At 45.2% G+C, this 25,475-nt stretch carries 20 protein-coding genes; 10 read left to right on the top strand and 10 right to left on the bottom strand.

Features of this window, described 5'->3' with window-relative positions; genetic code table 11:
- Positions 1 to 3 precede the first annotated feature (3 nt).
- Positions 4 to 1,341, bottom strand: coding sequence for an N-succinylarginine dihydrolase (gene astB / locus ACSLBF_RS09730; protein WP_440053221.1), 1,338 nt, complete (start codon positions 1,339 to 1,341; stop codon positions 4 to 6).
- A 170-nt stretch (positions 1,342 to 1,511) separates the two neighbouring features.
- Between astB and ACSLBF_RS09725 the strand changes: the two genes are divergently transcribed.
- Positions 1,512 to 3,407: a putative nucleotidyltransferase substrate binding domain-containing protein gene (locus ACSLBF_RS09725; protein WP_440053220.1), complete on the top strand. Its 1,896-nt coding sequence runs from the start codon at positions 1,512 to 1,514 to the stop codon at positions 3,405 to 3,407.
- Between the two features lie 12 nt (positions 3,408 to 3,419).
- Positions 3,420 to 4,124, top strand: coding sequence for a 3'-5' exonuclease (locus ACSLBF_RS09720; protein ID WP_440053219.1), 705 nt, complete (start codon positions 3,420 to 3,422; stop codon positions 4,122 to 4,124).
- A gap of 46 nt (positions 4,125 to 4,170) precedes the next feature.
- Here ACSLBF_RS09720 and ACSLBF_RS09715 read toward each other — a convergent pair whose 3' ends face one another.
- From ACSLBF_RS09715 to ACSLBF_RS09675, 9 genes are all read right to left on the bottom strand, one after another.
- Entirely contained in the window at positions 4,171 to 5,748 is a 1,578-nt protein-coding gene (locus ACSLBF_RS09715) for a BCCT family transporter (RefSeq protein ID WP_440053218.1), read from the bottom strand.
- Between the two features lie 430 nt (positions 5,749 to 6,178).
- A complete protein-coding gene (locus ACSLBF_RS09710; protein WP_440053217.1) occupies positions 6,179 to 6,841 on the bottom strand; it encodes a CoA transferase subunit B in 663 nt (220 codons plus the stop codon).
- Positions 6,842 to 6,851: 10 nt separating this feature from the next.
- Entirely contained in the window at positions 6,852 to 7,550 is a 699-nt protein-coding gene (locus ACSLBF_RS09705; RefSeq protein WP_440053216.1) for a CoA transferase subunit A, read from the bottom strand.
- Between the two features lie 30 nt (positions 7,551 to 7,580).
- Positions 7,581 to 8,489 (bottom strand): hydroxymethylglutaryl-CoA lyase, encoded by a 909-nt coding sequence (locus ACSLBF_RS09700; RefSeq protein WP_440053215.1) that lies wholly within the window; start codon positions 8,487 to 8,489, stop codon positions 7,581 to 7,583.
- A complete protein-coding gene (locus ACSLBF_RS09695) occupies positions 8,489 to 10,432 on the bottom strand; it encodes an acetyl/propionyl/methylcrotonyl-CoA carboxylase subunit alpha (protein WP_440053214.1) in 1,944 nt (647 codons plus the stop codon). Before ACSLBF_RS09695 ends, ACSLBF_RS09700 begins: the two co-directional genes overlap by 1 nt.
- 8 nt (positions 10,433 to 10,440) lie before the next feature.
- Positions 10,441 to 11,223: an enoyl-CoA hydratase/isomerase family protein gene (locus ACSLBF_RS09690; RefSeq protein ID WP_440053213.1), complete on the bottom strand. Its 783-nt coding sequence runs from the start codon at positions 11,221 to 11,223 to the stop codon at positions 10,441 to 10,443.
- Between the two features lie 9 nt (positions 11,224 to 11,232).
- Positions 11,233 to 12,840 carry a carboxyl transferase domain-containing protein gene (locus tag ACSLBF_RS09685; protein ID WP_440053212.1) on the bottom strand — a complete coding sequence of 536 codons (1,608 nt, stop codon included), beginning with the start codon at positions 12,838 to 12,840 and terminating at the stop codon, positions 11,233 to 11,235.
- A gap of 13 nt (positions 12,841 to 12,853) precedes the next feature.
- On the bottom strand, positions 12,854 to 14,029 hold the full coding sequence (locus ACSLBF_RS09680) for an isovaleryl-CoA dehydrogenase (RefSeq protein ID WP_440053211.1): 1,176 nt from the start codon (positions 14,027 to 14,029) through the stop codon (positions 12,854 to 12,856).
- A 49-nt stretch (positions 14,030 to 14,078) separates the two neighbouring features.
- Positions 14,079 to 14,471 carry a MerR family transcriptional regulator gene (locus tag ACSLBF_RS09675; protein WP_440053210.1) on the bottom strand — a complete coding sequence of 131 codons (393 nt, stop codon included), beginning with the start codon at positions 14,469 to 14,471 and terminating at the stop codon, positions 14,079 to 14,081.
- Between the two features lie 297 nt (positions 14,472 to 14,768).
- On the opposite strand from ACSLBF_RS09675, the gene ACSLBF_RS09670 reads away from it, so the two are divergent.
- From ACSLBF_RS09670 to ACSLBF_RS09635, 8 genes are all read left to right on the top strand, one after another.
- Positions 14,769 to 15,947, top strand: coding sequence for a thiolase family protein (locus ACSLBF_RS09670; RefSeq protein WP_440053209.1), 1,179 nt, complete (start codon positions 14,769 to 14,771; stop codon positions 15,945 to 15,947).
- 83 nt (positions 15,948 to 16,030) lie between these two features.
- Positions 16,031 to 17,521: a CoA-acylating methylmalonate-semialdehyde dehydrogenase gene (locus tag ACSLBF_RS09665; RefSeq protein ID WP_440053208.1), complete on the top strand. Its 1,491-nt coding sequence runs from the start codon at positions 16,031 to 16,033 to the stop codon at positions 17,519 to 17,521.
- 136 nt (positions 17,522 to 17,657) lie between these two features.
- Entirely contained in the window at positions 17,658 to 18,815 is a 1,158-nt protein-coding gene (locus ACSLBF_RS09660; RefSeq protein ID WP_440053207.1) for an acyl-CoA dehydrogenase family protein, read from the top strand.
- Between the two features lie 12 nt (positions 18,816 to 18,827).
- Positions 18,828 to 19,604 carry an enoyl-CoA hydratase gene (locus ACSLBF_RS09655; protein ID WP_440053206.1) on the top strand — a complete coding sequence of 259 codons (777 nt, stop codon included), beginning with the start codon at positions 18,828 to 18,830 and terminating at the stop codon, positions 19,602 to 19,604.
- Complete coding sequence (locus ACSLBF_RS09650; RefSeq protein ID WP_440053205.1) at positions 19,604 to 20,743, top strand: enoyl-CoA hydratase/isomerase family protein; 1,140 nt, start codon at positions 19,604 to 19,606, stop codon at positions 20,741 to 20,743. Before ACSLBF_RS09655 ends, ACSLBF_RS09650 begins: the two co-directional genes overlap by 1 nt.
- 12 nt (positions 20,744 to 20,755) lie before the next feature.
- Entirely contained in the window at positions 20,756 to 21,643 is an 888-nt protein-coding gene (gene mmsB, locus ACSLBF_RS09645; RefSeq protein ID WP_440053204.1) for a 3-hydroxyisobutyrate dehydrogenase, read from the top strand.
- A 5-nt stretch (positions 21,644 to 21,648) separates the two neighbouring features.
- The gene (locus ACSLBF_RS09640; protein ID WP_440053203.1) at positions 21,649 to 22,410 is read left to right on the top strand and encodes an SDR family oxidoreductase; all 762 of its coding nucleotides are present in this window, start codon (positions 21,649 to 21,651) and stop codon (positions 22,408 to 22,410) included.
- 398 nt (positions 22,411 to 22,808) lie between these two features.
- Complete coding sequence (locus ACSLBF_RS09635; RefSeq protein ID WP_440053202.1) at positions 22,809 to 25,472, top strand: hypothetical protein; 2,664 nt, start codon at positions 22,809 to 22,811, stop codon at positions 25,470 to 25,472.
- Positions 25,473 to 25,475: the final 3 nt, after the last annotated feature.

Raw genomic sequence — 25,475 nt, 5'->3', positions numbered from 1 at the left:
TGTTTAACGCTGAAATTCGTAGACACAGCCTAAGTTTAATATCTGAGTGAGCTCGTCTAGCGCTCTGTATGACTCTTGTAATAGCTGAGGATCTACAAGATCATGCTCGGAGAGTTTGTCACGGTAATGTTGTTTGACCCACTTTTGTAACACCTGATACTTCTCTTCAGTCATTAACACTTCTGGGTTTATTGCGTTCAGTTCTGCCTGTGTTAAGACGACACGCAATCGCAAACAAGCTGGTCCTCCACCGTTTTGCATGCTTTGTTTAAGGTCGAAATATCGAACTTTGGTAATAGGATTATCTTCAGCAAGCATATCTTCTATGTAGTCTGCTACTCGTTGATGATGTAAACACTCCTCTGGCGCGACCAACATCATATCGCCGCTAGGCAGTGTTACTAATTGAGAATTGAATAAGTAACTTTTTACAGCGTTCTCTATCGCCACTCTGTGTGTAGGCACTTCAATGATATGCAGTGGTTTATCACCTTGATATGCATTTGACAGTTGCGTTAGGGCTTGTTTTTGATCAATAAAAGCTTGCTCATGACAAAGCAAAACGTTCTCGTTACCTACTGCAATAACGTCATTGTGAAACACGCCTTGGTCGATAACATCGGGATTTTGCTGCAAAAACAATAGTTGTGAGTGAGGTATTTGATGGAGCCTAGCGATCGCTTGGCTGGCCTCTAGCGTTTGTCTGGCGGGATAAATTTTTGGTGACCGTATCTTGCTATTAAAACCGCTGGTACCGTAGACAAACACTTGCAACCCAGTGTCGCCATGACGACTTGTTAACCGAGTGTGGTTTGCTGCACCTTCATCTCCAAAGAAAGGTTGTTCAGGTAAGTGCTCATGGTGCACAAAATGACGTTGATCTCGAAACATCGAAGTCAGTATGTTTGAGGTAGTGTTAGGCTCAATGGACCGATGGAATTTACAATTTAAGTTCGCACTGGTGAAGTGTACTTTGTTATCGTCTGAATCAATAGAAGGAGAGACGGTTGCAGCATTGGCTGTCCACATAGCGGAAGCTGAATAGCAAGCGCGCAGTAAAACTGGATCGGATTTATACGCTTTTTCCAAGACTTGAGCATCACTGCCAGTGAAACCTAAGCGCTTTAATATTTGTGTATTTGGCCTAGCGTGAGGTGCAAAAATACCTTGCTTGAGGCCTAAGTCGTGCATCGCTTTCATCTTTGCTAAGCCTTGCAGTGCGGCTTTTTGTGGATTGGAGCTAGCTGAGGCATTATTTACTGAGGCAACGTTACCATATGAGAGCCCTGCATAGTTATGTGTCGGGCCGACAAGTCCGTCAAAGTTCACTTCAAAAGCCATTGTTATTTTATCCTGCTGTTCTGGTTGTGGTGTTTTAGTATGCGATCCTTTGTTGATATTTTAAAGAGGTCGGATGTGTTAGGGCGTGAATGTGTATTGGTGGTTCAGTTGCAATATCAATATGGCTACACCACAATGTAAGTTAATTTAATCACTTAGCATTGAAAACTATGGAAATCGAGCACCACGAAATAGCAAACTTTCTTGCTGCTTACCCCCCATTTTCTGACTTACCGACGGATGCGCTTGCTCGACTAGCGCAACAAGTTGAGGTTAGTTATTACCGAGCAGGTACAGAAATTTTAAAATATGGAGAGCAGATAACCGATTTATTTGTTGTTCGAGCCGGGGTTGTTGAGTTATATCGCCGTTCTGGAGACTTGTATAACCGTATTTCTGATGGCGGGATCTTTGGTCAACGTGGACTGTTGATGAATCGCAAGGTACGTTTTGGTGCGTTAGCGCAGGAAGATACTCTGGTTTATTGTATTCCAGTGCAATTATTTGATGAGTATTGCGATGAATACGAAGCATTTGCCGACTATTTTGAAGCTGATGATAATACTAGACTTAAATTAACCGTATCAGAACACGCAGACAGTAATGATATGACCACTGCTAAAGTGAGTACTTTGTTGCTCAGAGAAGCGGTTTCGGTTGAACGCAATTGTACTGTGCAAGAAGCCGCTCGGGTGATGTCACAAGAACAGGTTTCTTCTCTATTGGTTTATGACCCAAATAAACCTGTTGTTGAAGATCCTGAAGAAGATGATGGCCAAATGGTGGGGTTACTGAGTGACAAAGATTTCACCCAGCGCGTTGTTGCCGACGGGTTATCGTTTGACACTCCGGTATCTGAAATAATGTCTACCGACTTGGTACTAGTGGATTCTAATACTTACGTGTTTGAGGCCATGATGATCATGCTGCGAGAGAATGTTCATCATCTGCCGATTGTCCATAAACGTCGCCCAATAGGTGTGATAGCGCTTTCTGATATTCTTCGTTATGAATCGCAAAGTAGTTTATTATTCGTACTTGGGATCATGGAGCAACAAAGTGTTGAAGATCTTGCGGGTTATGCGCAACAGCTGGACAACATTTTTGTTCGTATGGTAAACGAAGATGCCAATTCACACATGATCGGTTCTGCGATGTCAGTGATTGGGCGTACATTCAAACATCGTTTGCTGGAGTTAGCTGAAGAAAAGTTTGGTCCGCCACCTGTAAGTTATTGCTTTATCGCTTTGGGGTCGATGGCTCGTGATGAGCAATTAATTGTCACCGATCAAGATAATGCGATGATCTTATCCGACGATTTTCAACCAACAGAACATGCAGAGTATTTTGAACAAGTTGCCAAATTTGTCTGCGATGGTTTAGCAAATTGTGGGTACAAATATTGTGATGGCGGCATAATGGCGAGCAACAGTAAATGGCGCATGACTTTTTCACAGTGGCAAGCACAGTTTGAACTGTGGATAGATATGCCTAACCCTGAGGCGTTACTCAATAGTTCCATTTTCTTTGACCTAGAAGGGGTTTGGGGCAATATTAAAATGGCTGAACAGCTATCATCGGTGATTGCAAAAAAGGCCAAACAAAGTCCCAGATTCTTAGCCGCAATGGCCCACAATGCGTTAAGACGAACCCCTCCGCTCGGATTTTTCAAGGGGTTTGTCTTAGAACAAGATGGCGAACACAATCGTGGTATGAACATTAAGAGAAGAGGGACGGCACCGCTGTCTGATTTGGTTAGGGTGCATGCGCTTGCTATCGGTTCACGCAAGCAAAATACATTTGAGCGTTTAGATGATATTGCAGACGCCAATATTCTCCCGAAAGGCAAAGTGCAAGACCTAAAAGCGGCATTTGAGTACATAGCGATGATGCGAATTGGTCATCAAGCCTTACAAATCGAAAAAGGCCGTAAGCCAGATAATAAAGTGTCACCAGAAGCACTGTCAGAATTCGAGCAACGCAATCTCAAAGAAGCATTTCAGGTGTTAGATAGAGCACAAAGCTTCCTTAAATTCCGTTACCAGAATAAAGCAATCACCAAGTAAATAGGTTAAACAATGGCTACAGGTGAAATCATTTCTTGGCAAAGTCGGTTTCAGTTTTTGGCGTCAAATACCAGTGACGATCGAATCAAAAATTTTTATTGTGATGGACTTGCTGATCCAAATAAAACGTTAGCGGAAAGTGAGTTTGTTGCACTGGATTTCGAAACGACAGGGTTAGACGCTAGCACCGATGATATTGTGAGTATTGGTGCTATTCCATTTACGTTAAATCGCATCAAATGCGCCCAGGCTAAACATTGGTTGCTAAAACCTAATGGCCCACTTGCCGATGAATCGGTAGTGTTGCATCGCATTACACACTCTCAAGTCGCGAGTGCGCCAGATTTTAATGATGTATTAAGTGAGTTGTTGTCGATGCTCGCCAGCAAGGTGATTGTCGTTCACTACCAATCCATAGAAAAACACTTTTTTGACAGCGCGTTGAAAGCAAGATTAGGTGAAGGCATTGAGTTTCCGGTTATCGATACAATGTCGGTAGAGGTAAAAGCGATTAAACGTGCTCGGAGTTGGCTAGATACCCTCACCAGAAAGCCTTTGCCTTCAGTCAGATTAGGCGATTGTAGACTGCGTTATGGATTACCCTATTACCAACCCCATCATGCACTTTCTGATGCGCTGGCAACGGCAGAGTTGTTTCAGGCTCAGGTGCAATACAGTTTGCAGCCGGATAGCTTAGTAAAACAACTGTGGGAGTAATCTACACGAGGTAATAAACTGTTATTACCCCGTGTAATACTCAAAATTAGGCTTGTTTTGGCTCCGTACGCAGGCCTAATATCAAGCTAATACACATTAACAGCAGCACAAAGGTAAACGGTAAACCGGTGGAAATTGCACCAGCTTGTAGTGCTTCGATTGCTTCTTTACCGCCAATCCAGAGTAATGCTGCAGCAATAGCACCTTCGATAGAAGCCCAGAAAATTCTCTGTGGCACAGGTGCATCGATTTTCCCGCCGGCGGTAATACTATCAATTACCAACGAGCCAGAATCCGAAGAAGTGATGAAGAATACTAATACTAGAACAATAGCCACGAATGAGAGTAAGCCGCTCATAGGTAGATTATCGAACATTTGAAACATCGCTAATGGTACTTGAGTTAAGCCATTTTCCCCTAATGCACCAATGCCTTCTTTTACTTGCTCAATGGCGATACCGCCGTAAACAGACATCCAGACTGTGGTAACTAGGGTTGGGATAAGCAATACCGCGACGATAAATTCGCGGATCGTACGGCCCTCAGACACTCGTGCGATAAACATACCAACAAACGGTGACCAAGAAATCCACCATGCCCAGTAAAATACTGTCCAGCCTTGGAACCAAGCTTCATCTGCACGGCCATGCGGATTACTCAAAGGAATAATATTTTCCAAATAGGCCATGATAGTAGTAGGAATATTACCTAATGCGATAGCAAAACCAGCGATAAGTACAAACAGGAGTAGTACGAAAGCGATGAGCATGTTCGCATTACTGAGCAGTTTTACACCACCATCTATACCGCGAACCACGGAAATAATTGCAAGTGCGGTTACTCCGATAATTACGGCAATTTGTAGGCTAAGACCAGCCTCTATACCAAATACATGCTGAATACCTGCGCTAGCTTGTTGTGCGCCTAAGCCTAACGAAGTGGCCAAACCAAACAGAGTTGCTAACACGGCGAGAATATCAATGATATGTCCCGGCCAACCCCACGCTCTATCACCAAGTATGGGATAGAAAATAGAGCGGATAGACAAGGGGAGACCCTTGTTGTAGGCGAAGAATGCTAAAGACAACGCGACCACTGCATAGATTGCCCAAGGATGCAGGCCCCAGTGATACATGGTAGCGCCCATTGCCATCTTTGCGGCTTCTGGTGTTTTGGCCGTGACATTGAGCGGTGTTTCATACCAGCCGGTGTAATAAGCAACTGGCTCTGCCACTCCCCAAAACATCAAGCCAATTCCCATACCTGCCGCAAAAAGCATAGCGAGCCAGGATAGAGTAGAGTAACTTGGCTTAGCTTCAGTACCACCTAGTCTGATTTTTCCATAGGGAGAAAATACGAGGGCCAGACAAAATAGTACGAATAAGTTTCCTGACCACATAAATAGCACGTCAAACTTACCGATAATGTCCCATTTGATACCATCGAGAGTGGATTTTGCAACCGCAGGGTCTACCACTAGCACGGCGACGAGAAACGCTAAAATTAATCCTGCACTGACACCAAAAACTGGGTTATGAACATCAAACCCCCATTTTTGTACGTTGTCTTGACCGACGGTGTAATCAGTATTGTCAATACTGTACTTATCGTGGTGATTACCCATGATAACCTCTTGTTGTTAATCGATTAACAAGCAAGTACTGGGTCAATTCAGTCAACCTAGGCGGAAAACTAAGCGGCAAAAAAGCAAGAGACAGATCCATCACTTGAATGTTTGCATTAATTATTGGCCGGGCTGTGATGGGTTTATGTTAGTTACAGCGACACTTAGTGCCTCAAATACTTGTAATTAAGATAAACCAACCGAAAAGATCAATACCTGCCATCTATGTAATAGTTTAAGGACTGAGGAGTAAAAGTAAATGTGGATATGCAGATATCTTTAGATTACCAGTTGTGGGTTAATTTAAAGGCAAGCAGAAGCGGTTTAATATCTGGGCGAAATGCGCATAAAAAAAACCCCTCTTGCGAGGGGTTTTGGGTAACTCAGCGCCTTTGGCACTGGGAATGAGGTCGGTACATTATGTCAGGTTTTACCCAGCAAATTGCATTTCTGGGATGTCGCCTTCAACGACTAATTTACCTGCTGTTTTGCTTACAATTTCATCAACACTAACACCAGGTGCGCGTTCTAGCAAATGAAATGCGCCATCTTTTACTTCTAAAACAGCAAGATCTGTGACGATTTTTTTCACGCAATTAACGCCTGTTAGCGGCAGTGTGCATGACTCTAATAATTTAGAATCGCCATGTTTACTAGCATGGGTCATGGTAACGATGATGTTACGCGCGCCAGCGACTAAGTCCATTGCGCCACCCATGCCCTTAATTAACTTTTTCGGGATCATCCACGACGCGATATTGCCGTTTTGATCCACTTCAAATGCACCAAGAACGGTTAAGTCTACATGACCACCACGGATCATGGCAAAGCTTTCCGCGCTATTAAAAATCGCCGCACCTGTCTCAGCTGTCACGGTTTCTTTACCCGCATTGATCATATCTGCGTCAACTTGGCTTTCTTCAGGGTACGGACCCATGCCAAGCAAGCCATTTTCCGATTGCAGCATAACTTCAATGCCTTCAGGCACGTAGTTTGCTACCAATGTTGGGATACCGATCCCTAAGTTTACGTAATAACCGTCTTGCAGCTCTTGCGCTACGCGCATTGCAATTTGTTCACGATTTAAGCCCATGACAGCCTCCTTATTTGCGCGTAGTGATACGTTCGATGCGTTTTTCAAAAGAACCTTTGATAACGCGGTTTACGTAAATACCAGGGGTGTGGATCTGACTTGGCTCTAATTCACCAGGTTCAACGATTTCTTCCACTTCAGCAACGGTGATCTTGCCCGCAGTTGCAGCCATCGGATTGAAGTTCATCGCAGTATGACGGAAAACTAAGTTACCGTAGCGGTCAGCTTTCCACGCTTTCACGATGGCAAACTCACCGGTAATTGATTCTTCAAGAATATAAGGGCGGCCATCGAATTCTTTTACTTCTTTTCCTTCAGCAACTGGCGTACCGTAACCGGTTGCAGTGTAGAAAGCTGGGATCCCGGCACCGCCAGCACGCATTTTTTCTGCAAGCGTGCCTTGTGGTGTTAATTCAACATCAATGATGCCATCAAGCAGCTGTTGCTCGAACAATGCGTTTTCACCAACGTAAGAAGCAATGATTTTTTTGATCTGGCGATCGTGTAGCAAAATACCTAAACCAAAGTCATCTACACCACAGTTGTTTGACACTATGGTCAAATCAGTGGTTTGCTTGCGCTTAATCTCAGCGATTAGCCCCTCTGGGATACCACATAAACCAAACCCACCAGCGATGATGGTGTCGCCATCTTTCAGGCCCTCCATCGCTTCGCTGTAGGTAGACACGACTTTATCGAAACCGGCCATAAGCCCACTCCTAGTTACTATTTATATTGTTTATGATTGGCAAGATGCTTGTAGCGCCAAAGAAACCTTGCTAACTGGCGATTTTTCAAGCGCCTCACATATTGCCCATCCCGCTTTTGCTAGCCTTTCTAAATCAATTCCACACTCAATGCCAAGCCCTTGCAGTAAGTAGACTACATCCTCGGTGGCAACATTTCCTGACGCGCCCTTAGCATAGGGACAACCACCCAGTCCAGCAACCGCACTATCGATGGTTGCAATGCCCATCGTGAGGGCGGTGTGGATGTTTGCTAATGCCTGTCCATAGGTATCATGAAAGTGCACGGCCAGCTTCTCTTTCGGTATGTGTTTTAGTAACAAACTGAGCAGCTGTTCGACCTGTTTTGGGGTACCAACACCGACCGTGTCGCCTAGGCTTATCTCATGACAACCCAGTGACAATAATTGTTTACAGACCTCTAGAACCTGTTCTGGTAAGACCTCTCCCTGATAAGGACAGCCAACCACACAACTGACATAGCCTCTGACTTTCACGTTGTTTTTTTGCGCAAGTTCTACGACTTCTCGAAAGCGCTCAATGCTCTCTGAAATAGAACAATTAATGTTCTTTTGTGTGAAGGCTTCACTGGCTGCTGTAAAGATGGCAAATTCTTCAACCTGATTGGCTAACGCTAACTCTGCACCCTTTAGATTCGGTGTTAGCGCGCTGTACTCGACTCCCGCTTTACGAGTTATCTGCTTAAGTACTTGTGCAGAATCTGCCATTTGTGGCACCCATTTAGGAGATACAAATGCACCGGCCTCAATGTGCATAAGGCCTGCATCAGCTAATGCGTCAATCAGTTGCACTTTCGCTTCAAGTGGAACACTTAACTCATTTTGCAGGCCATCTCTGGCACCGACTTCGACGATTTTGACCGTAGCGGGGTAGCCAGACATTATTCGCTCTCCTCTACGATAGCAAGCATGTCACCGTGACTGACTAATTCACCCTCGGCAAAGCAATAGCTGGTCAACGTACCAGCGAATGGCGCATTTAATGTGTACTCCATTTTCATGGCTTCGATAACCACGACAGCGTCGCCTTTTTGTAGTACCGTCCCAACTTCTTGAAGGTGCTTAACCACCGTGCCATTTAAAGGCGCAGCAAGCGGTGCCGCATCGTTTTCATGCTCACTAATGTAGTGCTTAGAATGCAGTGCTAATTGGTACTGATAAGGACCAAACATCACGCAAATTTCATCTTCGCTAAATACTACGCTGGCTGTTAGCCTTTGACCGTCAATGTTGGCAATTAATGTATGACCATTAAGCTGGACTGCCACTTGATGGATTTGGTTGTTGGCTGACAGCTTCCAGCCGTGCGCCGATTGGTAGGCACTAATTTGATGCTCAGCAAAAGGAATATCGACTTTTGCGGTTTGATTTAACCGAAAGCCGACATTCCCCCATACCGACTTATCACAGGGTTTTAGGTGTGCCAAATAGGCACATGCACCAAGCAGGGCGAGTTGCTCTTGTGGTAGTGTAGAACGCGTCAGCTGCTCGGTCTGCGTGTCGATAAAGTGGGTATCTGGTGCGCCAGCGATGAAAGTTGGGTGGCTTGCTAAATGATGCAAAAATGCGATGTTAGACTTAAGTCCCGCTAAATGAACCGACTCAAGTGCGGTTCTCAGTTTGAGTAGGGCGCTTTTTCTGTCTTGTCCGTAGACTATCAATTTAGCAATCATCGGGTCGTAGAATGGGCTGATCTCGTCGCCTTGCTGCACACCAGTGTCGACACGCACACCGTTGTCTTGTGCAGGGAAACTTAAATGTGACAGAGTCCCTGAGAATGGCATAAAGTTTTGCTCTGGATCTTCGGCGTAAATACGCGCCTCAAAGCTATGACCGGTTAAGCTGATCTCTGCTTGACTCAGAGGCAAAGTTTCACCAGACGCCACGCGCAATTGCCACTCTACCAAATCTTGCCCGGTGACCATCTCAGTGACTGGATGTTCTACTTGCAGGCGGGTGTTCATTTCCATAAAGAAAAATTCATCGCCACAAAGCAAAAATTCCACCGTACCAGCGCCACGGTAATTAATGGCCTGCGCGCATCTTACCGCGGCTTCACCCATGGCTTTTCTGAGTGCATCGCTCAGGCCGGGGGCTGGGGCTTCTTCAATTACTTTTTGGTGACGACGCTGCAGTGAACAGTCTCTATCGCCAAGATACACACAGTTACCGTGGGCGTCGGCAAAAACCTGTACTTCAACGTGACGAGGTTTATCTACAAAACGTTCGATAAGCACTAAGTCATTACCAAAGCTTGCTGCGGCTTCGCGTTTAGCACCTTCCAGCGCAGCTAAGAACCCCGCTTCGCTGTGTACCACTCGCATCCCTTTACCGCCGCCGCCATAGGCTGCTTTGATAAGCACGGGATAACCAATTTTTTTGGCTTCATTTAGTAAAAAATCAGGCTCTTGTTTAGCACCATAGTAGCCAGGCACCAACGGGACATTCGCTTCGCCCATGATCTCTTTAGCGCGGGTCTTTGAACCCATAGCTTCAATAGAACTTGCAAGCGGACCGATAAACGCAATGCCTGCGTCTTCACAAGCTTTGGCAAAGGTTTCGTTTTCCGATAAGAATCCATATCCCGGGTGAACACAGTCGGCACCCGCATTTTTTGCAACCTCTAAAATGCGCTCGGCGACTAAGTATGACTCTTTACTCGGCGCCGGACCAATATGATAAGCTTCATCTGCAGCTTTCACATGCATCGCGTTGGCGTCAGCATCGGAGTAGACTGCGACGGTTTTTAGTCCAAGTTTTTTGGCTGTGCGCATGACTCGGCAAGCTATTTCGCCACGGTTTGCGACCAATATTTTGGTTAACATATCTGCTCCTATTCGCTTACTGTGCGTTGCCAGTTCGGCGCACGTTTATCAAAGAAAGCGCTTAGCCCTTCCTGACCCTCTTCGCTTACCCTGATCTCAGCAATGCGTTTAGCCGTGTGGGCAACCAGCTCATCATCAATTTCTTTGCCCGCGACTTCGTTGATTAGTGCTTTGGCACTTTTAACAGCGGCAGGACCATTATTGAGCAAAATATCCAGCATCGTATCTTGGCTCTTTTCCAAGTCGTCTGATAATTCATGAATAAGGCCCATATCCAATGCTTTTTCTGCGTTAAACACTTCGGCGGTTAAAAAGTAACGACGAGCCTGACGCTCTCCAATGGCTTTTATGACGTATGGACTTATCACCGCAGGAATAAGGCCGAGTTTGACTTCACTCAGGCAGAATTTAGCGTCTGTCGCAGCAATCGCGATATCACAACACGCGATTAAACCCAGTGCGCCACCAAAAGCGGCACCTTGCACTAAACAAAGTGTCGGTAGCGGGGACCCCGCCAATACTCGCATTAATTTGGCAAGTTCCATCGAGTCGGCAACATTTTCATCATAATTATTACCAGCCATGGATTTCATCCATGCTAAATCGGCACCGGCTGAAAAGTGCTTACCGTTGGTTTTAAGTACCAACGCGCGAATATCTAGCGTGTTGGCGTATTCAATATTGGTGATAAGCTCGGCTATCACCTCTGCATTAAAGGCATTGTGTTTTTCTGGACGACTTAGCTCTAAAATCGCCACTTTTGTTTTTGTTATGGTTAAAGTGACAGGCATAAGTGCTCCTTACATTCTAAAGATACCGAACTTCGATTCGCGTGCTGGTGCATTACTCGCAGCTTCTAACGCAAGACCCAACACCGCTCTGGTATCTGCTGGGTCAATCACGCCATCATCCCAAAGACGCGCACTGGCATAATATGGATGACCTTGCTTTTCGTACTGCTCTACAATCGGCTTCTTAAACTCAGCGACTTCTGCGTCACTCATGCTTAGTCCTTTACGGGCTAGGCCATCTTGTTTGACTTGGGTAAGTACCCCAGCGGCCTGTTCACCGCCCATCACAGAAATACGCGCATTCGGCCACATCCACATCATGGTTGGGTCATATGCTCGACCACACATGCCATAGTTACCCGCGCCGTATGAGCCACCAATTAGTACTGTGAATTTAGGCACGTCAGCACAAGACACCGCAGTTACCATCTTCGCACCGTGTTTGGCGATACCTTCGGCTTCGTATTTTTGGCCCACCATAAAGCCGGTTATGTTTTGTAAAAACACCAGTGGAATATTGCGCTGTGCACATAGCTGAATGAAATGTGCGCCTTTTTGGGCTGATTCTGAGAATAAGATCCCGTTGTTTGCCACAATGCCTACTGGATGACCGTAAATTTCAGCGAAACCCGTTACCAGCGTTTCACCAAAATAGCGCTTAAATTCGTCAAATTGAGAATCATCTACAATACGTGCAATCACTTCACGTACATCAAATGGTTTTTTCAGATCGGTACCGACAATGCCGTATATCTCATGAGCATCATAACGAGGTGCCTTGATGTCAGTCAGTATTGGACGGGTAGGGCGTTGATGATTAAGGCGAGAAACACATTGGCGAGCAATGGATAATGCGTGCTCGTCATTTTCGGCATAGTGATCGGCAACACCAGAAGTCTTACAGTGCACATCTGCACCACCTAAGTCTTCAGCGCTAACTTCTTCACCAGTTGCCGCTTTTACCAGCGGCGGACCTGCCAAGAAAATAGTCCCTTGATTTTTTACAATGATACTTTCGTCGGCCATGGCTGGCACGTAAGCACCACCTGCGGTACACAAGCCCATTACCACCGCAATTTGCGGAATACCTTTCGCTGACATACGCGCTTGGTTAAAGAAGATGCGACCAAAGTGCAGCTTGTCGGGAAATACTTCGTCTTGTTCAGGTAAGTTAGCGCCGCCTGAATCTACCAAGTAGATACAAGGTAAATGACAGCGCTCAGCGATTTCTTGTGCTCTTAGATGTTTTTTTACCGTGATAGGGAAATAGGTTCCGCCTTTTACTGTCGCGTCGTTGGCGACAATCATGCATTCCACACCTTTAACACGGCCAATACCTGCCACTACACCGGCACAAGGAATATCTTGCTCGTATACACCAAATGCCGCGAATTGACCGATTTCTAAAAACGGCGAGCCTTCATCAAGTAGGGTTTCAATACGGTCTCGAACAAATAGCTTGCCACGGCTTTGATGACGCGCAATTAGAGCCTCACCACCACCTTGACATAACTCAGACACTTTAGATTTTAAATCTGCAACCAACGACGCCATCGCGTCGCTGTTTGCTTTAAACTGCGGATCATGAGGATTCACCGCTGAGTTTAATACCGTCATGGTAACTCCTTGCTTAGCGGCTTTCGTTAAATAACTCACGACCAATTAGCATGCGGCGGATCTCAGATGTGCCCGCACCAATCTCATATAACTTAGCATCACGTAACAAGCGACCAGTAGGGTATTCATTGATGTAGCCGTTACCACCAAGCAACTGAATAGCGTCAAGCGCAAGCTTAGTTGCCAGTTCCGCAGCATAAAGAATGGCACCAGCTGCATCTTTACGCGTCGTTTCACCGCGGTCACAAGCTTTCGCGACGGTATAAACATAAGAACGCGCAGCATTCATTTGTGTGTACATATCGGCAATTTTGCCTTGTACTAGCTGGAATTCACCGATTGATTGATTGAACTGTTGACGCTCGTGGATATAAGGTACAACGACATCCATACACGCTTGCATAATACCTAAAGGACCACCAGCCAGAACAACGCGTTCATAGTCTAGGCCACTCATTAGTACTTTTACGCCTTCGTTATATTCGCCAAGAATGTTCTCCGCAGGGACTTCGCAGTTTTCAAATACCAGTTCACAGGTGTTTGAACCACGCATACCGAGCTTGTCTAGCTTTTGCGCAGTTGAAAAGCCCGGAGCGTTCTTTTCAACGATGAAAGCGGTGATCCCGCGAGGACCCGCGTTGATATCGGTTTTTGCATAAATCACGAATACATCGGCATCTGGACCATTGGTGATCCACATCTTATTACCGTTAAGGATGAACTTGTCGCCTTGTTTTTCAGCGCGTAGTTTCATTGAAACAACATCAGAACCCGCATTAGGTTCACTCATCGCTAGTGCGCCAATATGTTCACCAGAAATTAATTTTGGCAGGTATTTTTCTTTTTGTGCTTGATTGCCGTTACGATTAATTTGGTTTACACATAGGTTTGAATGCGCGCCATAGCTTAGGCCAATTGAAGCACTTGCACGGCTGATCTCTTCCATTGCAATCACGTGTTCAAGATAGCCCATGTTGGAGCCGCCAAATTCTTCTGCTACCGTGATGCCAAGTAAGCCCATTTCACCGAACTTTGGCCACAGCTCATTTGGGAAAGCATTTTCATGATCAGTCTTTTCGGCAAGTGGTGCGATTTCTGCTGTTGCGAAGCCATTGACGTGATCACGGATCATGTCTGCGGTTTCGCCCAAACCAAAATTAAGTTCTTTATATAACGATACTGTACTCATCTTGTTGTCATCCTGTTGTTGACCAATCCGGTTCTATTCGGTTGATTTGTTATTTAGTCAATTCTGCTAACGTATCTCTGCAGCGTCTTTCGGCTGTCACCAGTTCCATCAATACCACTTTAATGTCATCCATTTGTTGGCTGAGGTCGGCTTTTTTCTCTTCGATAAGTTGCAGCATGGTATGAAGTTGTTTTTCACTTGATTTGTCGGCGTCGTAAAGCTCAAACAAGCGACCTGTCTCGGCTAGCGTAAAGCCCAGACGTTTACCACGTAAAATCAGCTTTAAACGCACTTTGTCGCGTTTAGAATAAATACGAGTTTGACCTTGGCGCTTTGGTGACAGTAATCCTTGGTCTTCATAAAAGCGAATACTGCGGGTGGTAATGTCAAACTCTTTCGCTAACTCACTGATTGAATAGGTTGGTTCATTTGTTTCTTGCATGTTTCTTCACTTACAACGTCACTGATTAGACCAATATAAGTGAAGTTTACGTAAAGGTAAAGTGATGAAAGCAAATCCGTCTTTAGTCGTATAAATACTGTTTTAGATGAGTGAAATTTTGTTCAACGCCTTTGACTGTAAGGTTTGGTAGAGAAAATTTGCAACTTAACTTTACACTTCGTTGAATCTGATTTGGCTTGATTTTAGATTTACGTTGGCGTAAACGTAAATATTAGGTATGCTCGTGTAAAGATTTAAATTTTCACAAGCTGTATGCTTGTAAACAGGAGTTTTGCAATGAATAACGAAGCTGTTGTCATCGTCGCTGCTAAGCGTACACCAATGGGGGGCTTTATGGGAAGTCTTTCAGGTGCAACTACCACAGATTTAGGCGCAACTGCGATTAAAGCAGTGATGAATGAAACCCAACTCACTGATGCGAGTATTGACGAAGTCATTATGGGCTGTGTACTTCCAGCGGGTCTTGGTCAGGCTCCAGCTCGTCAGGCGATGTTACATGCTGGTTTAGCACGCTCAACGGGCGCTACGACGATCAATAAAGTATGTGGTTCTGGCTTAAAAGCGGCGATGTTTGCCCACGACTTAATTAAGTCTGGCAGCATTAATTCTGCTATTGCAGGCGGTATGGAAAGCATGACGAACTCGCCTTACTTTATTCCAAAAGCACGCGGCGGCATGCGTATGGGCCATGGTGAGATCAAAGACCACATGATGGCTGATGGTTTAGAAGATGCGTACGACAACAAAGCGATGGGTTGTTTTGCACAAGATACCGCTGATCAATACGGTATTACGCGCGAGCAGATGGATGATTTTGCAGTTAGCTCATTGAGCAAAGCAAATGATGCTATTGCTAACGGTAGTTTCAAAAACGAAGTCGCAGCACATGTGATCAGCACGCGCAAAGGCGATGTCGAAGTGTCAATCGACGAGCAGCCAGGCAATGCTCGCCCTGAGAAAATTCCTTCACTGCGTCCGGCATTTAAAAAAGATGGCACAATTACAGCGGCTAACTCATCGTCTATTTCAGATGGTGCAGCAGCGCTTATCCTAATGAGCGAATCAGAAGCTAAACGCCACGGATTAACACCATTGTGTAAGATTGTTGGTCACGCAACTCACTCACAAGCACCAGCTGAGTTCACTATTGCGCCAGTGGGGGCAATGAACAAGTTATTAGACCGTGCTGGTTGGAATGCGTCAGATGTTGACCTGTGGGAAATCAACGAAGCATTTGCCATGGTCACGATGCTAGCAATCAAAGAAATGAAGCTTGATGCCAGCAAAGTCAACGTAAACGGTGGTGCTTGCGCGCTTGGTCACCCAATCGGTGCAAGTGGTGCACGTATTTTAGTGACGCTTATCCATGCGCTACGTAATCGCGGATTATCTAAAGGGGTTGCTTCTCTATGTATTGGTGGCGGTGAAGCCGTTGCCTTAGCGGTCGAAGTTTAACCTATCATCAATGCGCTGTGTGACACCTATAAATTAAATTACAAACACGCGGCGCTTAACTCGAATTTGGGGAGGAGTGCTCCATGCACCAAGTACCTTTATACATCAACGGCGAATTTACTCAATCACAGTCAGAAACTTGGATTGATGTAGTTAATCCAGCAAATCAAGAAGTACTTGCAAAAGTGCCTTGTGCGACAAAGGAAGAAGTTCAAGCTGCTTTTGATTCGGCACAAGAAGCTTTTAAAACTTGGCGTAATGTGCCAGTAACCGAGCGTGCTCGCATCATGATGCGATATGCCGCGCTACTTAAAGAGCATCAAGAAGAAATCGCGACCATTATCTGCCATGAATTAGGTAAAACCTTTGAAGATGCCAAGGGCGACGTTTGGCGCGGTATTGAAGTAGTGGAGCAAGCGTGTAATGCACCGTCAATGATGATGGGCGAAACCGTTGAAAACGTTGCACGTAATATTGACACCTATTCTTATACCCAGCCTCTGGGTGTGTGTGCTGGTGTGACACCATTTAACTTCCCGGCGATGATCCCACTGTGGATGTTCCCAATGGCGATTGTTTGCGGTAATACGTTTGTACTTAAGCCATCAGAGCAAGATCCACTTACGCCAATGCGTTTAGTTGAGCTATTTGAAGAAGCGGGCGCACCTAAAGGGGTGTTACAAGTTGTTCATGGTAGCAAAGAGCAAGTAGATCAGATCCTTGAAGCGCCAGAAATCAAAGCGATTTCATTTGTTGGCTCATGTGGTGTCGGTCAGTACATTTACAGCAAAGGCACGCAGCACCTTAAGCGCGTCCAAGCTTGTGTTGGCGCAAAAAACCACATGGTGATCATGCCAGATGCCAAGAAAGAGCAAGTAATTAACAACCTAGTGGGTTCTTCGGTCGGTGCAGGTGGTCAGCGCTGTATGGGGATTTCGGTTGCCGTGTTTGTTGGTCAGTCAAAAGAGTGGGTAAACGAATTAAAAGAAGCCATGTCAAAAGTGCGTCCGGGCCTTTGGAATGATCCGGAAGCTGCTTACGGACCACAAACAACACCACAAGCAAAAGCACGTATTTTATCATTGATTGAAAGTGGTAAGCAGCAAGGTGCAACGTGCTTACTAGATGGCTCGGAGTTCACTGTTGCAGGCTATGAGCAAGGTAATTGGGTCGGTCCAACTTTATTTAGCGATGTAACGGTCGACATGGACATCTACAAAGAAGAGATATTTGGTCCGGTGCTTTGTTGTGTGTTTGTTGACAGCTTAGAAGAAGCTATCGCAGTCGTGAACGCAAACCCATACGGAAACGGTACTTCAATCTTCACAGCAAGTGGCTGGGCTGCGCGTAAATACCAGCGTGAAATTGAAGTAGGCCAAGTTGGTATTAACATTCCTATTCCGGTACCACTACCTTTCTTCTCTTTCACAGGTTGGAAGAACTCATTCTATGGCGATCAGCATACTTACGGTAAACAAGGCGTACGTTTCTACACAGAAACCAAAACCATTACAACGCGTTGGTTTGATGACGAAGCGGTAAGTGGCCCTAATATGAGCATCAACTTACGCTAACTAGTGGTGTAAGTGCGGACCACTCACTAATCTTCGAGTGGTCCTTCTGAAGTACGCCCAAAGCGGCGAAGAAAATAATAATATCGATGAGACTAACAAGCGACAACTCGTCGAACGACAACAAGAGAGGTCTTTCATGGACTTTAACCTAAACGAAGATCAACAGGCATTTGCAGATATGGCATATCAGTTCGCAATGAGTGAACTGGCTCCTCACGCTGCTAAGTGGGATCAAGAGCATATTTTTCCAAAAGACGTAATACAAAAAGCCGGCGAGCTTGGCTTTTGTGGCTTATATACCCCAGAAGAAGCGGGTGGTTTAGGTCTGTCACGTCTTGATTCAAGTATTATCTTTGAGCAGCTTTCGATGGGCTGCACAGCGACCACTGCAATGCTGACCATCCACAATATGGCCACTTGGATGATAGCAAGTTTTGCCACTGACGATGCCAAAGCCAAATATATGGATCAGCTGGTTACAGGTGAATTACTCGCATCTTACTGCTTAACTGAGCCGGGCTCTGGTTCTGATGCTGCATCACTAAAAACCAAAGCGGTGAAAGAAGGTGATGAGTACGTACTTAACGGCTCTAAAATGTTTATCTCAGGTGCCGGTGAAACCGACGTACTAGTGGTGATGGCTCGCACGGGCGAAGATGGACCTAAAGGCATTTCAGCGTTTGTAGTACCAGCTGACGCAGATGGTGTCATTTATGGCAAAGCCGAAGAAAAAATGGGTTGGAACGCGCAGCCTACTAGACTGATCACCTTTGAAAATGTGCGCATTCCAGCTGCTAATTTGCTTGGCCAAGAAGGCGAAGGCTTCAAGTTTGCCATGCAAGGTCTAGACGGTGGTCGCATCAATATTGCGACTTGCTCTATTGGTACAGCGCAGCAAGCACTTGAAACGGCTAAGCAGTATATGCAAGAGCGTTCTCAATTTGGTAAACCTTTGGCTGCGTTCCAAGCATTACAGTTCAAAATTGCAGACATGAATACAGAATTAGTCGCTGCAAGACAAATGGTGCGTTTGGCAGCATTTAAACTAGACAGCAATGACCCTGAAAAAACCACCTATTGTGCAATGGCAAAACGGTTTGCTACAGATGTTGGTACTAAGGTCTGTGATGATGCGTTACAGATCCACGGTGGTTATGGCTACATTAAAGAATACCCACTTGAACGCCACCTTCGAGATGTGCGTGTACACCAAATCCTTGAAGGTACCAATGAAATCATGCGTGTCATTATCGCACGTAGAATACTAGCTGAAGGCGCCGCGAGCGTATTGTAAGGAGAAGAGAATATGACTGCACAGTTAAAACTGGAAAAACAAGGCCACATCGCCGTGGTTACCATGTCAAATCCACCTGCCAATACGTGGACTAGAGATACGCTTGTAGGCCTAAAAGAACTAATCACAGAGCTAAACGCGGATAAAAGTATCTATTCGTTGGTGATCACCGGCGAGGGTGAAAAGTTCTTCTCAGCGGGCGCGGACTTAAATGTATTTGCTGATGGTGACAAAGGCGTCGCTGCAGATATGTCTCGCGTATTTGGCGAAGCATTCGAAACACTAAGTGATTTTAGAGGGGTTTCAATCGCGGCAATTAATGGTTTTGCTATGGGTGGCGGCCTTGAAGTTGCATTGGCTTGTGATATTCGAATTGCCGAAGCGCAGGCGCAAATGGCGCTACCAGAAGCGAAAGTAGGTCTATTGCCCTGTGCTGGTGGCACACAAAACCTGTCTTGGTTGGTGGGCGAAGGCTGGGCGAAGCGCATGATTTTGTGTGGCGAGCGCCTAAAAGCTGACAAAGCGCTACAAATTGGCTTAGTGGAAGAAGTTGTAGAGCAGGGCAAAGCCCTTGAAGCAGCACTTGAGTTGGCTAAAAAAGTTGAAGATCAAAGCCCTGTGGCGGTTACAGCATGTAAGGCGCTAATTCAAAAAGGCCGTACTGGCACAATTAACAGCGCATTGCCGCTTGAACGTGAGTTGTTTGTGACGTTATTTGACACGCAAGATCAAAAAGAAGGCGTCAATGCGTTCTTGGAAAAACGTAAAGCAAACTGGGTGAATGGCTAATGCTTGAAATACAACCAGTAAATCAACCGGATTCGCCAGTTGTATTTGAACTGGCACAATGCCACAACGGCATGCAAATTGGTATAGCTACGCTGAATGTACCAAAAGCACTCAATGCCCTTAACCTCGACATGATCCGTTTATTGGCACCGCAGTTACAGCAATGGGCTAGTGACGATAACATCGCAATGGTGATGTTAAAAGGTGCAGGCGAAAAAGCCTTTTGTGCAGGCGGTGACGTTGTCAGTCTTTACAAAGCCATGAGCAGCGAAGGTGGTATTGCGCAAATCGAAACCTTTTTTAGTGAAGAGTATCGTCTTGACTATCAAATCCACAATTATGATAAACCGATTCTGCTTTGGGGCAGCGGCATCATTATGGGTGGCGGATTAGGGCTTACGGCTGGTGCGAGTCATCGGGTGGTTACAGAGACCTCTCGAATCGCTATGCCAGAGATCACCATTGGTCTGTATCCAGATGTCGGCGGCAGCTATTTTTTAAACCACATGCCACCAGGCGCAGGATTATTCCTTGGTTTAACCGGGGCAAGTATCAACGCCAGTGATGCAAAGTTAGTTGGCCTTGCTGATCACTTTATGGATGCAGAAAAACTAGAAATGCTGTTACAAAACCTAGTTGAGGTCAATTGGGGCAAGACCAATGTGTTAAACCATGAGAAGTTAACTCAACTGCTGATTTCGTTGGATGAAGCGTCTCATGTTGCTCCAGCTAGTGAAATTGAGCCTTTACTGGACACGTTGAAGGCGCTTGACGAGCTGCAAGATCTTCAACAGCAAATCGACTTTATTCTCGCACTTGATAGCACCGACAGTAAGTGGCTAAGCAAAGCACAAGCGGGTCTGTCCCATGGTTCACCGTTAAGTGCAGCCTTGGTTAAAGCGCAGCTTGAACGCAACAAAGGGAAAACCTTAAAAGCTTGCTTCAAGCAAGAGCTTGCTATGTCGGTTCGTGCTGGCGAGTTTGGTGAGTTCCAAGAAGGCGTTAGAGCCTTATTGATTGATAAAGATGGTCAACCAAATTGGCGTTTTAAATCAGTTTCAGAAGTGACTACACAAGCGCTTGATAGCTTTTTTGCACCGCGCTGGAGTGACCACGATCACCCATTACGTGATCTATAAGGAGTAAGCAACATGGCAAAGATTGGATTTATTGGATTAGGAAACATGGGTGGCCCAATGGCTGCAAACCTGCTTAAAGCGGGCCATGAAGTGTGTGTGTTTGACTTAAACCCAGAAGCTGTGAATGAATTAGTGGCTTCTGGCGCAAGCAAAGCTGAAGTGATCAGTGACGTATGCCGCGGCGCGGATTACGTGATCAGTATGCTACCTGCGGGTAAACATGTTAAAGCAGTATATACCGGTGAAGATGGGCTGATTAATTACCTTGATAAGCACACTCAGGTGATTGACTGTTCAACCATAGATGCCGAATCTGCACAAACAGTCGGCGAGACCCTTGCTGATGCTGGGGTAGCATTTGTTGATGCGCCAGTCTCGGGTGGTGTAGCAGGCGCAGCTGCTGGAACGCTGACATTTATTGTTGGTGGTAATAAGGCCGATTTTGAACGTGCGCAAGTGGTACTGCAAAGTATGGGTAAGAACATTTTCCACGCCGGAGATGTTGGTGCCGGTCAGGTAGCAAAAATCTGTAATAACATGCTGCTGTCTATTTTAATGGCAGGGACCAGTGAAGCATTACAAATGGGCATCGACCATGGTTTAGATCCAAAAGTATTAAGCGAGATCATGTTAAATAGCTCTGGCCGAAACTGGACTTTAGAGCTATATAACCCATGCCCCGATGTGTTGGAAAATGTGCCTTCGTCAAATGGTTACAAGCCCGGATTTATGATAGATCTGATGGCAAAGGACCTAGGTCTTGCCATGCAGTCGGCTCAACAAACTAATTCGGCAACCCCTATGGGGGCACTGGCTAAAAATCTTTATAACTTGATGCAGAATCAAGGTAAGGGAAGTGAAGATTTTAGTGCTATCTTTAAGCTTTTTTCAGAGAAATAACCATTATGGATATAAACAATAAAACCGTTGTGGTAACCGGTGGTGCGCAAGGTCTTGGCCTTGCGATGGCAACTGAGCTTGCCAAACTGGGCGCAAACCTTGCGCTTATTGATATGCAAGAAGAAACGCTACAAGAAGCAAAGTCAGCGCTTTCACAGTTTGATGTAACGGTACGCACGTACGTTGCAAACGTCAGTCAAGAGCCAGACGTGGAAGCCGTGTTCAGTAAAATTGTTGGGGACTTTGGCGGCATTGCGGTGCTTATCAACAATGCGGGTATTTTACGTGATGGCTTATTGCTTAAGGCAAAAGAAGGTCAAATCATTGATAAAATGTCACTGTCACAATTCCAGTCTGTTATCGACGTCAATCTAACCGGTGTGTTCCTATGTGGTCGTGAAGCCGCGGTTAAAATGGTAGAAGGCGGTGAAGGTGGTGTGATCATTAACATGTCTAGCGTAGCGCGTGCGGGTAACATGGGGCAAACCAATTACTCTGCTGCCAAAGCCGGTGTAGTTGCCATGACCACCAGCTGGGCTAAAGAGCTTGGTCGTTTTGGTATTCGTGTTGGCGCAATTGCACCGGGTGTTATTCGCACAAAAATGACCGATGCAATGAAGCCAGAAGCCAAAGAACGCTTAGTTAAAATGAAGCCAGTAGGTCGCTTAGGTGAGGCAGAAGAAATTGCCCACACGGCAAAGTATATTATTGAAAACGATTTCTTTACGGGACGTGTCGTTGAAATAGACGGCGGCATTCGCCTGTAACGAAAGCAGGAATGGGTTTCACGTAATTTGTGTAGCCTGTATTCCTATTTTTGAGTGTGTTAAAGCGGCGAGCGAAAGCAAGCCGCTTTTTTGTTAGCAATATTAAGCTAGTAGTTTCACTCTCTCAAAATTAGTTAAATGACTAATCCCAATAAGTCATCGAATTCAGATTCGTTTCGGTCGTTCTAGGTATCAATAACCCTGAGTTTACTCGTTAAATGCGCTTATGATCAGTTTCTTGCTGGTTAGTGACACGGGATTAAATAGAAATGAAAATCAATCGGAGTGTTGCTGTCATAGGTACGTTGTTTTTTTGTACCTTTAATATATAATCTCACACTTTTTGGAATCTAAACAGTTTCATCGTAACTGCACCGATAAAGTTCATAGGTTAACACATGTATAAAAAGCTGATGAGCGTAATATATTTGCTCATTATTTTATTTCCCTTTGCTGTGAGCGCCGCTCCAGCAACGCCTGGCTATGTCAATGTTTCTGTAAATGTTGACGATATTACCATTAGTTGGGGAGCCTCGTCAGGGGCTACTAAGTATGTTCGAGAAGCACGGGTTGGCTCGGGTCCTTGGATAAATCCAAAAGAATACGAGGGCACCTCAGTAACATTCAGAAATGTTGCGCCAAATACTTACCAGTATCGAGTAAAGGCATGTAATACCAACAGTTGTTCTAGTTGGAAAACCTCAACGACGGTTCGTACTGGAAAACCGTTAGCTACTGGTAAGGTTACAGCAGAGCTTCAGCAAAATGTCAATGTTAAAATCACTTGGGAGCGTGTGACTGGTGCAGATTATTATATCCGAGAGGCACGAATTGGAGCAGGTGCGTGGATACACCCAAATGAGTACAGGGATACCTCAGTCTCTTTCTATAACCTTTCCCCAAATGTGTATCGGTATCGTGTCAAAGCGTGTAACCATCATGGATGCTCTGTGTGGAAGGAATCTAACTCTATCAAAGTAGAGCGAATACCATCAGCTCCATCAAGCGTGTCAGGCTCTATTGTGAATGGTAATGACGTTCGAGTACAGTGGGCAGAATCACAAGGTGCAATAAGGTATATTTTACAAAGTCAATCAAATGGCCAAAATTGGCAAAACTTAGGCTCAGATACAAGCTTGTCTTATACCGTTAAAAATGTCCCTTACGGTACGTTCAAATTTCGTGTCAAAGCTTGTAGTGGCAGGAATGATGCAACAGGTTGCTCGCTTAACTGGGCTGAATCAGCCGAAATTGAGGTTGCTCGTTTGTCACCCCCCCTTGACGTAAAAGCAACCGTTGCGAACGGTAACGATATCACCGTTTCGTGGCAGGGCGTAAGCCTTGCCCCAAGTTATATCAGAGAAGTTACACTTGATGGCGGTAGAAGCTGGATTAACCGCAAAGTTTATAACAAACAAAATGAACTAAATACTTATAAAGCAACGTACTTCAACGTTGACTCTGGTACCTATCAATACCGTGTGACAGCGTGCCGAGAGCCTGATGGTAAAAACTGTCTGGAGCAGTGGACTTTATCTAATTTAGTAGCGTTTAGTTACATCCCGCCAGCGCCTTCAAGCGTGTCCGGCTATGTTGTGAATGATAATGACGTACGAGTAAAGTGGGCATCATCAAAGGGGGCAAAAAGGTATATTTTACAAAGTCAATCAAATGGCCAAAAGTGGGGGAATTCAAAGTCACATACAAGCTTATCGCATACAGTTAAAGATCTCCCTTACGGTACGTCCAAGTTTCGTGTTAAAGCCTGTAGTGGCTGGAAAGATGCAACAGACTGCTCGCTTAACTGGGCGGAATCAGCCGAAATTGAGGTTACTCGTTTATCACCTCCTCTTGAAGTAAAAGCAACGGTTGCGAACGGTAACGATATAACCCTTGAATGGCAAGGGAACAGTGCTGCACAAAGCTATATCAGAGAAGTTACTCTTGATGGCGGTAAAAGCTGGATTAACGCCAAATTTTATAACAAACAAAATGAACAAAATACTTATAAAGCAGCGTACTTCAACGTTGACTCTGGTACCTATCAATACCGTGTGACAGCGTGTCAAGAGCCTGAAGGTAAAAACTGTTTAGAGCAGTGGACTTTATCGAATGTTTTAGCACTTAGTTACGTTCCACCAGCGCCTTCAAGCGTGTCAGGCTCTGTTGTGAATGATAATGACGTACGAGTACAGTGGGCAGAATCAAAAGGGGCAAAAAGGTATATTTTACAAAGTCAATCAAATGGCCAAACGTGGCAAAACTTAGGCTCAGATACAAGCTTGTCGTATACCGTGAAAAATGTCCCTTACGGTACATTCAAGCTTCGTGTTAAAGCCTGTAGTGGCTGGAATGATGCAATAGACTGCTCGCTTAACTGGGCGGAATCATCAATTATTACAATTATTTATAGACCAAAAGCACCTGCAAGTGTAAGCGCAAGCGTTGAATCAGGCAACAATATCAAGCTTAGTTGGACTGTTTCAGAAAATGCAGAGAGCTACCTCAGAGAGGTCAAAGTCGGTGGAGGCAAATGGATCAACTCAAAGGTTTACTATGTATCTGATTTTGAACAACCTGATGCTCCAGAAGTTAGCTTTAATGGTGTGTCGACCAATACCTATCGTTATAAAGTCAAAGCGTGTGTCGGCAGTGGTGAAAATAGAGTGTGCTCAAATGACTGGACCTACTCAAACGCCGTTGAAGTCAGAGCACCAGTGACTCTTTCTGTCGATCTTGCTAACAAACAACTGTCTTGGACTGCCGCACCTGAGGCACAAAGCTACCGTCTAGAACAAGCAAATTGTGAAAGGTGTACTGTGTCACAACAACTTGATTGGCAAAGTGTAAATGATGCGCTCAGCACGTTAACTTACGATATTCCAGAAGCAGATATGGGTAAAAAGGTCTATCGAGTAAAACCTTGCTTTGGTAGTCAAGACTGTGCGGTATGGAGCAATGTCGTAAAAACAGATTTGATCAAACAAGTAATCTTCATTCATACAGATTTGTTAGGCAACCCAGTTGCAGAGACAAAGGAGTTAACCGGTGAACGACCATAGCCT

This window comes from Pseudoalteromonas sp. T1lg65, assembly GCF_051930985.1.
Taxonomy (GTDB): domain Bacteria; phylum Pseudomonadota; class Gammaproteobacteria; order Enterobacterales; family Alteromonadaceae; genus Pseudoalteromonas.
The sequence above is the reverse complement of the archived record's forward strand: the minus strand, read 5'-3'. Positions and strand labels throughout refer to the sequence as shown.